General features: G+C 54.8%; 8 protein-coding genes and 1 pseudogene. 3 read left to right on the top strand and 6 right to left on the bottom strand.

Annotated elements, in window-relative coordinates; translation table 11 throughout:
• The 5 genes and pseudogenes from eno to tpiA all read right to left on the bottom strand — a co-directional run.
• Positions 1-390 (bottom strand): annotated as a pseudogene (gene eno / locus ACESNI_RS07125) (phosphopyruvate hydratase); the annotation flags it as partial.
• Between the two features lie 18 nt (positions 391-408).
• Complete coding sequence (gene kdsA / locus ACESNI_RS07120) at positions 409-1242, bottom strand: 3-deoxy-8-phosphooctulonate synthase (protein ID WP_373085852.1); 834 nt, start codon at positions 1240-1242, stop codon at positions 409-411.
• 2 nt (positions 1243-1244) lie between these two features.
• A complete protein-coding gene (locus ACESNI_RS07115) occupies positions 1245-2876 on the bottom strand; it encodes a CTP synthase (protein ID WP_373085851.1) in 1632 nt (543 codons plus the stop codon).
• An 89-nt stretch (positions 2877-2965) separates the two neighbouring features.
• Positions 2966-3301, bottom strand: coding sequence for a preprotein translocase subunit SecG (secG, locus tag ACESNI_RS07110; protein WP_373085850.1), 336 nt, complete (start codon positions 3299-3301; stop codon positions 2966-2968).
• Positions 3302-3411: 110 nt separating this feature from the next.
• Complete coding sequence (gene tpiA, locus ACESNI_RS07105; RefSeq protein ID WP_373085849.1) at positions 3412-4170, bottom strand: triose-phosphate isomerase; 759 nt, start codon at positions 4168-4170, stop codon at positions 3412-3414.
• Between the two features lie 214 nt (positions 4171-4384).
• Here tpiA and ACESNI_RS07100 point away from each other — a divergent pair, with 214 nt between their 5' ends.
• Both ACESNI_RS07100 and trpE read left to right on the top strand, forming a co-directional pair.
• Entirely contained in the window at positions 4385-6259 is a 1875-nt protein-coding gene (locus tag ACESNI_RS07100) for a SurA N-terminal domain-containing protein (RefSeq protein WP_373085848.1), read from the top strand.
• 3 nt (positions 6260-6262) lie between these two features.
• Complete coding sequence (gene trpE, locus ACESNI_RS07095) at positions 6263-7780, top strand: anthranilate synthase component I (protein WP_373085847.1); 1518 nt, start codon at positions 6263-6265, stop codon at positions 7778-7780.
• A gap of 9 nt (positions 7781-7789) precedes the next feature.
• Here trpE and ACESNI_RS07090 read toward each other — a convergent pair whose 3' ends face one another.
• Positions 7790-8902: a divergent polysaccharide deacetylase family protein gene (locus tag ACESNI_RS07090; RefSeq protein ID WP_373085846.1), complete on the bottom strand. Its 1113-nt coding sequence runs from the start codon at positions 8900-8902 to the stop codon at positions 7790-7792.
• Between the two features lie 222 nt (positions 8903-9124).
• Between ACESNI_RS07090 and ACESNI_RS07085 the strand changes: the two genes are divergently transcribed.
• Entirely contained in the window at positions 9125-9718 is a 594-nt protein-coding gene (locus ACESNI_RS07085) for an aminodeoxychorismate/anthranilate synthase component II (RefSeq protein WP_373085845.1), read from the top strand.
• Positions 9719-9802: the final 84 nt, after the last annotated feature.

Genomic DNA, 9802 nt, shown 5'->3' with positions numbered 1-9802 from the left:
GAGCGGCAGGCCACAATCCTCCGCCGCGGCCTTGGCAATCGCCAGGCTGACACCGAGAATAGCATTGGCGCCGAGGCGGCCCTTGTTGTCGGTTCCGTCCAGCGCCATCATCGCCCGGTCGATGGCAATCTGGTCATCGGCATCGAGGCCGGACAGAATATCGAAAATCTCGCCATTCACTGAATCAAGCGCCTTCAGCACCCCTTTACCGCCATAGCGAGACTTGTCGCCGTCGCGCAGCTCGACCGCCTCATGGGCACCCGTTGAGGCACCGGAGGGTACTGCGGCGCGGCCGAAGGCACCGCTTTCCAGGATGACATCTACTTCAACGGTTGGATTACCGCGACTATCAAGAATTTCACGTCCGGTAATATCGAGAATTGCACTCATACGACTTGCATCCTTGTATCAAAGGTTTTTGGCGAGGGTATCAAAGGCCTGAAGGCGGCTCAGGAGGTTTTCCATCTGATCGATTGGGACCATATTCGGACCGTCAGACGGAGCATTATCAGGGTCTTCATGGGTTTCCATGAAAACCATGGCAACACCGACAGCAACGGCCGCGCGGGCAAGGACAGGCACAAATTCGCGCTGCCCTCCCGAGGAGGTGCCCTGCCCGCCCGGTTGCTGTACCGAATGGGTGGCGTCAAAAACGATGGGCAGGCCGGTCTGGGCCGCCATGATCGGCAGGCTGCGCATATCCGAAACAAGCGTATTATAGCCAAAGCTGGCGCCGCGCTCGGTCAGCAGAACCTTGCTGTTACCGCTGTTAATCAACTTATCAGCAACATTCTTCATATCCCAAGGCGCCAGGAACTGACCCTTCTTCACATTGATCACCTTGCCGGTTTTGGCCGCGGCGAGCAACAGGTCCGTCTGGCGACAGAGAAACGCCGGAATCTGCAACACGTCGACGGCATCACCGAGTGCCACACAATGCTCAGCGATATGAACATCGGTCAGCACGGGAATACCAAATTCGCTGCGGATCCGTTCGAACACGGGGATCGCCGCGTCAAGTCCGAGGCCCCGCTCCGCGCCGAGGGAGGTCCGGTTCGCCTTGTCAAAGGAGGTTTTATAGACCAGTCCCATGCCGAGCTTTTGCGTGATTTCAAAAAGCCGTCCGGCCATATCCATCGCATGAACCATGCTTTCCATCTGGCAGGGTCCGGCGATGAGCGCAAGCGGCAAATCGTTGCCGACAGTTATGTTGCCGATCTGAACGTGATGTGTCTCCGTCATATCTATACCAATCGTGATTTCTTGACCGCCGCGTCGATAAAGCTTTCAAATAAAGGATGCGGCGCGAAGGGCTTGGATTTTAACTCAGGATGAAACTGTACGCCAATAAACCATGGATGATCCGTATATTCAACGATCTCCGGCAGAATCCCGTGTGGCGACAGCCCGGAGAATTTATAGCCGACCTTTTCCAGAACATCCTTGTAAGCGATATTCACTTCAAAGCGGTGACGGTGACGCTCATCAATGTGGTCCTTATTGTAGATTTCCTGTACCCGGCTGCCCGCCGCCAGTTCGCACGGGTAGGATCCGAGCCGCATGGTACCGCCAAGATCACCGTCTTTGGACCGGGTCTCAATCTGGTTACCGCGGGCCCATTCGGTCATTAGGCCAACGACGTTCGGTTCGTAATTGCCAAATTCAGACGTTCCGGCGTTTGGCAGTCCCGCCAGATTGCGGCAGCCCTCGATGACGGCCATCTGCATCCCAAAGCAAATACCGAAATAGGGAATTTTATGCTCGCGGGCATATTGCGCCGCCTTGATTTTTCCCTCGGCCCCGCGCTCGCCGAATCCGCCGGGCACGAGAATGGCATGGACGTCCTCCAGCTTGCTTGCCGGGGTAACGTCGTCGCCCTCAAAAATCTCGGATTCAACCCAGTTGATATTGACCTTCACCTTGTTGGCAATACCACCGTGGATCAGCGATTCTGTCAGTGACTTATAGGCGTCCTGAAGCTCGATATACTTGCCAACAACGGCGATATTGACCTCGCCTTCCGGATGCAGGATACGCTCGACAATGGTTTCCCATTTCGACAGGTCGGGTTCGGCGACATTCTCAAAACCGAAGGCCTTCAGGACCTGTTCATCAAACCCTTCCTTATGATAACTGAGCGGTACTTCATATATGGAACGCACATCGAGCGCCTGAATGACCGCATCTTCGGACACATTGCAGAACAACCCGATTTTGCGCCGCTGCCCTGCGGGAATCGGCTGCTCGCTGCGGCAAAGCAGGATATCGGGTTGAATACCGATAGAGCGCAGTTCCTTCACCGAATGCTGGGTTGGCTTGGTTTTAAGCTCTCCCGCCGCGGCAATATAGGGAACGAGGGTCAGATGGATGAAAATGGCGTTTCGGCCAAGCTCATATCCAAGCTGGCGAATGGCCTCCAGAAACGGCAAGCTCTCGATATCGCCGACCGTCCCCCCAATTTCCACGAGAACAAAATCCTCATCCTCAATGTTCGAGGTGGCAAATTCCTTGATGGCGTTGGTGATATGGGGAATGACCTGGACCGTGCCGCCGAGATAATCACCGCGGCGTTCTTTGCGGATCACTGTCTGGTAGATCTTTCCGGTTGTGACGTTATCGCTCTGCTTGGAGGGCACGCCGGTGAAGCGTTCGTAGTGACCGAGGTCGAGGTCGGTTTCCGCCCCGTCATCGGTGACATAACACTCCCCGTGTTCGTAGGGGTTCATCGTGCCGGGATCGACGTTGATATAGGGGTCGAGTTTCCGAAGCCGCACTTTATAACCGCGTGCCTGCAAGAGGGAAGCTAATGCTGCCCCGGCGAGACCTTTGCCAAGCGAGGAAACCACACCACCGGTAATGAAAATAAACCGAGCCATGGAGTTACGTTATAACCAATTCTATTATCGCCGTGAAGTAAAAGAGGCGGCAAATCTGCCGCCTCCGTTATTTTTTTGAAATTGCCCGGTTATTCCGACAACGGAGCCGAGGGCTCCGCCGGTTTTTCCGGCACCATCGGGGCCGTCTTATCCATATCGGACGTTGACGACGCCGGCGCATCGAGAATTGAGCTGGGCGCGGAATGCGTGCCGCTGACAATCGCCAGCAAAATGCTCGTCAACATAAAGGCCGCGGCGAGACCGGCAGTCGTCCGGGTCAGCAGGTTCGCAGCACCGCGTCCCGTCATTGCACCCCCGCCGCCGCCGCCAATGCCTAGCGCACCCCCTTCGGAGCGCTGCAACAGCACCACGCCGATCAAGAAGATCGCGATCATTACATGAATGACCAACAGGACAGTTTCCATAGTTTCTTTATCCCGACTATCAAGCGGTCAGTGCCGCTTCATAATTAACAATTGCTGGGCTTCTACACCAAACTCGACCGAATTACCAGACCCTTTACAGTGGAAAATAGTCAGATACAGGTCTTGACGATGGGCCAGAAATCCTCTGCCGTCAAACTGGCACCGCCAACCAACGCGCCATCAACATTTTCAACAGCCATCAATTCCGCGGCGTTGCTACCTTTTACCGATCCGCCATAGAGAAGACGGACCCGATCGGCATCGTTTATCATCCGCGACAACTCTTCGCGGATATGGCGATGCACGGCCTTGACGTCCAGGGTAGTCGGTGTTTTTCCGGTGCCGATTGCCCAAACTGGCTCATAAGCCACGACAACGTTCGTTGCCGTTGCTCCGGCCGGCAGTGAATTCTTCACCTGCTCCGTTATCACGTCCAGCGTCTTGTCCGCCTCACGCTCCTCCAGTGTCTCACCGACACAGATAATGGCAACCAGACCCGCCCGCAAGGTAGCCGCCGCCTTGGCCCGGACGATGGCATTTGTTTCGCCATGATCCGCGCGGCGCTCCGAATGGCCGACGATGCAGTATCGCGCGCCACTGTCTTTCAGCATTTCCGCGCTAATATCCCCGGTATGCGCGCCCGACGGTTCGGCGTGACAATTCTGTCCGCCCATTTTCACAGAACTGCCCACCGCAACCCGCGCCATTTCCCGCAGCAACGTCGCTGGTGGACAAATCAGGATATCGCAGGCCGGATCGTCGAATTTCCCCACCCGCGCGCCGAGGTCCTGCACCTGCCGGAGCGATTCATCGGCCAATCCGTTCATCTTCCAGTTTCCAGCAATCAGCGGTCGTCTCATATTGGACATTGTCTTCCTCAAATTCAGAATAAAACTAAACATTCATTGCGAATTCAGGATCGTATGCCATCTTTTAATCAAGAAAGATACTGCTTTGCAAAATTCGATGTTGCCCACACTCGTGCGGCCCCTATAATCAGGCCCGCTTGCGTAAATGGGTAAAGCAAGTTAAGTGGTTTTGTTCACATTAAATATTTGGTAGACGATAAATATGCTTCACGCGATGCGAAAAGGAGCCAGCGGATGGCTCGCAAAAGGTTTACTGGCTCTTCTTGTCGCGAGTTTCGCTGTCTGGGGTATCGGAAGTGACATGCTCAACAGTTCGGTTGGAAGTAATGTCATCGAGGTGGGCGACACGACGGTTTCTCTCGGAGAGTTCCAGCGGGACTACCAGAGAAATATCCTTATCCTGTCGCAGCGGTTCAAAACCCAGATAAGTCCGGATCAGGCGAAACAGTTCGGCCTTGCCCAAATGACTATCAACCAGATTGCTTCACGGGCACTGGTGGATGAGAAAACCCGCAAGTTGGGCCTGAGTGCCAATGATGCGGCCGTGCGCGATAATATCCGCCAGCAGCCATCGTTCCAAAATGAGGTTAAAACGTTTGACCGCTACCGGTTCGAGGATTTTCTGCGCAGGAACGGTTATTCGGAAAGCGAATATGTGGAAATTGTGCGTAATGACCTGACCGGACAGCAGTTGATTTCGACTCTGCCGCTTGCCATCACCACCGCACCCAAGATCATGCTCGATACGCTTTATGCCTTTCACGGGGAAAAAAGGACGGCGGATTTCATTAATATCGAGGACAGCAGTGTCGGCTTCGCCCCAGCGCCCACGGATGACGAACTAACGGAATTCATTAGCAAGCATCCTGACCAGTTCTCGGCACCGGAATATCGCAAAATCAGCTACCTGGTTTTCACGCCGGAGAATTTTGTTGAAGACACGCCGGTAAGCGATGACGATCTCAAAGCAGAATATGAAAGTCGGCTCAGCGAATTCAATATCCCTGCGGAACGCGCCGTCGAACAGATGATATTCGAAAGTGAAGACAAGGCGAAAGCGGCACTTGCCAAAATTAACGCCGGCAGCAGCTTCGCCGAGATCGGCAAGGCGGAACTGGAACTGACGCCGGAAGACATTAATCTTGGCCTGATGGCGAAACAGGACTTGCTGCCCGCGCTTCAGGATCCCGTGTTCGCTCTTAAAAAAGATGAGGTTTCCAATCCTATCAAAACGGTCCTCGGCTGGCACCTGGTCAAGGTCACAGATATCAAGCCAGAAAATACCAAATCCCTCGATGAGGTCCGGGACCAGCTGGTCCGCGATATTCATCTTCGCCAGGCAGGTGACATTATGTACCAGCAGGCAACGAAGATCGAAGATGAGTTTGCCGGCGGTGCAACGATTACCGATGCCGGAAAAGCCATCGGGGTCAACGTCGAAACTACGGACTGGATTGATGCAGCAGGTATGGATAAATCAGGCAAGCCGGCGGCGAACCTTCCGATCAGCGATGCCCTCCTGAGAGCAGCGTTTGATAAACCCAAGGGCAACGAACCCGAGATTTCCGAAACTGACGATGGCCGCTATTTCGCCGTTGTCGTCAATGATATTGCGGATGCCGCCCTTAAACCGCTCGCTGATGTCAAGACGGAGGCCACGGAAAGCTGGCAGGCAGACTGGCGGCATCAGGAAGCCAAAAAGAAGGCCGACGCCCTGCTCGTCAAGCTCAATGGCGGCGAGACGCTTGAAGACATTGCCAAGTCTCTCGATCTGAAAATACAAACATCGGAGCCAGTTCGGCGCGGCGGTCCCACTAACAGCCTCTCGCAACCCGCCCGCGACGGATTGTTCGATCTGCAGACGGGTGCCTATGGTGTTAATGTCGATGCCGCCGGCATCGGAACAATTATCTATCGTATTGGCGAAATTGTTCCCGCCGACCCCGCCACGGACAAGGCCGCAGTTGATCAAATGTCCGAGCAGATTGCCGCCAGTGTTCGCGCCGGAATTCTCTCGCAGTATGAAAGTCATCTGCAACGGGAAATCGGCGTTTCAATCAAGGAAGATCTGATCCGGGAATATTTTTGAGGAATGGCCATACAACCTGCTTTTGCGGAGTTCAAGGAAAAGCACGCCGCCGGCGTTTCCCAGATACTCTGGACTACCCTCGTCGCTGATCTAGAAACCCCGGTGTCGGCGGTCATGAAACTGGCCGAAGGGAAAGCCAACTCTTTCCTGCTGGAATCCGTTGAAGGCGGCGCCGTACGCGGCCGCTATTCCATCATTGGCATGAAACCCGACCTGATCTGGCGCTGTGACGGAAACGAGGCCCGCATCAACCGCATGGCCCGCTTTGATCCTGATGCCTTTGTCGCCTGTGAAAAACCGGTCCTTGAGAGCTTGCAAGCACTGATCGACGAGAGCCATATTGATCTTCCAGCGTCTCTACCGCCGATGGCAGCCGGTCTGGTCGGCTATATGTCCTATGACACCGTGCGTCTGATGGAGAATATTCCCGACGGCAATATCAATGATCTCGGGGTACCCGACGGCATGTTCCTACGCCCGACGGTGATGGCAATTTTTGATTCAATTCTTGATCTGGTCACCATCGTCACCCCCGTCTGGACAGGCGACAGCCGGTCGGCGCAGGATGCTTATAATCATGCGGCCGAACGCATTGCCGATGCTGTCCATGATTTTGAACGCAGCCTGCCACATACCGCCAGCGCTGACAGCGGGATGCCAGACCTGCCGGAGCCAGTGTCCAACACCAGCCGTGAAGAATATTATGCCATGGTCGAGGCGGCGAAGGAGTATATCCGCGCCGGTGACATCTTCCAGGTTGTGCCATCACAACGGTTCGAACTGCCGTTTGATCTGTCGGCACTGTCATTGTACCGGGCGCTCCGCCGGACCAATCCCTCGCCATTCATGTTCTATCTCAATTTCGGTGGTTTCTCGGTAGTCGGGTCAAGTCCGGAAATTCTTGTTCGGCTGCGCGATGACAAAGTGACGATCCGCCCTATTGCCGGCACCCGGCCGCGCGGCGCCACCGCCGCCGAAGATGCTGCCCTTGCGGTCGACCTGCTGTCTGACCCGAAGGAACTGGCCGAGCATTTGATGCTGCTCGATCTGGGCCGCAATGATGTTGGGCGCGTCGCCAAGATCGGCTCGGTTACGGTGACCGAGCAAATGGCGATCGAGAATTACTCCCATGTCATGCATATCGTCTCTAATGTCGAGGGCGAAATCGAGGACGGCCTGACCGCCATTGACGCCCTGCGCGCAGGCTTCCCCGCCGGCACCGTCTCCGGTGCCCCGAAGGTGCGGGCAATGGAAATTATTGACGAGCTTGAGAAGACCCGTCGTGGTATTTATGGCGGCGCTGTCGGTTATTTTTCCGCCAATGGCTCGATGGACACTTGTATTGCGCTCCGCACCGCACTGGTCAAGGATAACAAGATTTACATTCAGGCGGGCGGCGGCGTTGTCGCCGACAGTAACCCCGAAGCGGAATATCAGGAAACCGTCAACAAGGCAAAGGCCCTCGTCCGTGCGGCACAAGAAGCCCTGCGCTACGCTTCGGACGTAAACCGGAACCGCTGATTAGTAGCGTTAGCCGTTGAATGTAAGCGCCGTGACGACACTTAACGGGACAAATCGAAATCCGTTTTTCTTGGCCTCCGGCAACCAGTGACGCAGCGCCGAGATCGTCGCCGGATGCGGATGACCGATGACAATTACGACACCCTTGCGGTTGGCGACCTTTTCGACTTTTTTAAGCTGCGCCAATATGGATTTTTCGGCAATGACGTTATCAATGAAGATATCGCGCTTGGCCGATGGCATGCCCCGCTGCACCGCCAGTTTATATCCGTCGGACGCAGCCGTCGTTTTCGAATCGAGAAAGAGAAGTCCGCGTTTGGCCATGATGTCCATGACCAGCGACATTGCCCGTTTATCGGCCGTAAAGCGGCTTCCCATATGGTTATTCACACCAACATAGCCGGTAAAACTGTCGAGGTTCTTGATCAGGCGCCGGGTTAGCTCCACATCGGACAACTCCGTCAGCAGTGCATCAGGTCCGGGATCGACATGGGCATCCATCGGCTCCATCGGCAAATGCAGCATTATTTCATGGCCGTGCTTGCGGGAAAAATCGACTTTATCCTGAAGCGACGGCGCATAGGGCAGAAACGCCAGGGTGAGCAAGGCGGGCAATTCCGCTACCTCCTCTACTCGCTCGCGGCTGAGGCCCATGTCATCGATGACCAGGGCGATCATCGGCGAGCCATCAATCGGCGGGGCAAGCGCTGCGTATCTTTTCCAAGCGGGCTCATCCTCGGTCGCGCTGTCCGGTTGTGGTTGGGATTGCGCTTCCTCCTGCAAGGGAGCCGGAGACCCGACATCGGGCTCGCTTTCAGGTGGGGACTCTTTGAAAACGGTCGTGCTTTTGGGAATGGTTATATTGGTAACTAGCGGAGGCGGCGTCGCGACCCGCGCGCTTGGCCACAGCGGCGGCAGCGGGGCTTGCGCGGTCACAGTTACTGTCTCGGGCACACTATCTTCTTGAAAGGGTTTGAATATTTTACCGATAAGGACCCCGGCACTGGCGCTGAGAACCAGAACAGCGACGCAGAGAACGGCCAGCCGTACCGGTGAGGCCATCAACCGCTCCGTCGGTGAGTTTCCCGCCGTTTTATTGTCTTTATCAGGCCGGGATGTCATCTGGAGCCTGTCTCCTTATTGCTCATCGATCGCCAACGTCTGCCGTAAAACTAGTTCAATATGGTAAATAAGGCGTAAAATCTACGGTTAAATTATGACGGCAGGCGATTTGAACACTTGATTTTGTTGAAAAAAAATAGAAACTGATGCTTTAGAATTACAGGTTTCAAAGATCCTGTCAAATCCCCGGGCTTCTCTGGAATAGAGATATAACATATTGATATGATTACACTAATAGATAATTATGATAGCTTTACTTATAACCTTGTTCATTTTTTGGGTGAATTGGGCGCGAAAGTAAAGGTTTATCGAAACAACGTCATTATCGTTGACGAGGTCTTCTCAGAAAACCCGGCGGGAATCCTGCTTTCCCCGGGCCCTTGCGATCCGGACAGGGCCGGGATCTGTCTCGAGTTGGTAAAACGCGCCGCCCTCTCCAACATGCCGGTCCTCGGCGTTTGTCTCGGTCATCAGGCTATTGGCCAGGTATTCGGCGGCAAAGTCGTGCGCGCGAGCCAGCTCATGCATGGCAAGACCTCAAAAATCAATCACAGTGGAGAAGGACTTTTCCGCGACCTACCCAACAAGTTTCTGGCAACCCGCTATCATTCCCTGACCATCGACCCGGACAGTATTCCTGATTGTCTTGACGTGACGGCGACGACAGACGATGGCGTGATCATGGGTTTGAGCCACAAGACCCTGCCCCTGCACGGCGTACAGTTCCACCCCGAAAGCATTGCCTCCGAACATGGTCACCGGCTGCTCGAAAACTTTCTTGCTCTCACCCGACCCGGAAACAAGGTTGCGGCATGAATGATGTTGCCCCGGATTTCAAGTCCCTGATCTCGAAGATTGCTGCGGGTCAGACACTTAACGTCGACGAGTCGAAATCGGCGT

The sequence above is a fragment of the Sneathiella sp. genome (genome assembly GCF_041689005.1).
GTDB lineage: Bacteria > Pseudomonadota > Alphaproteobacteria > Sneathiellales > Sneathiellaceae > Sneathiella.
The sequence above is the reverse complement of the archived record's forward strand: the minus strand, read 5'-3'. Positions and strand labels throughout refer to the sequence as shown.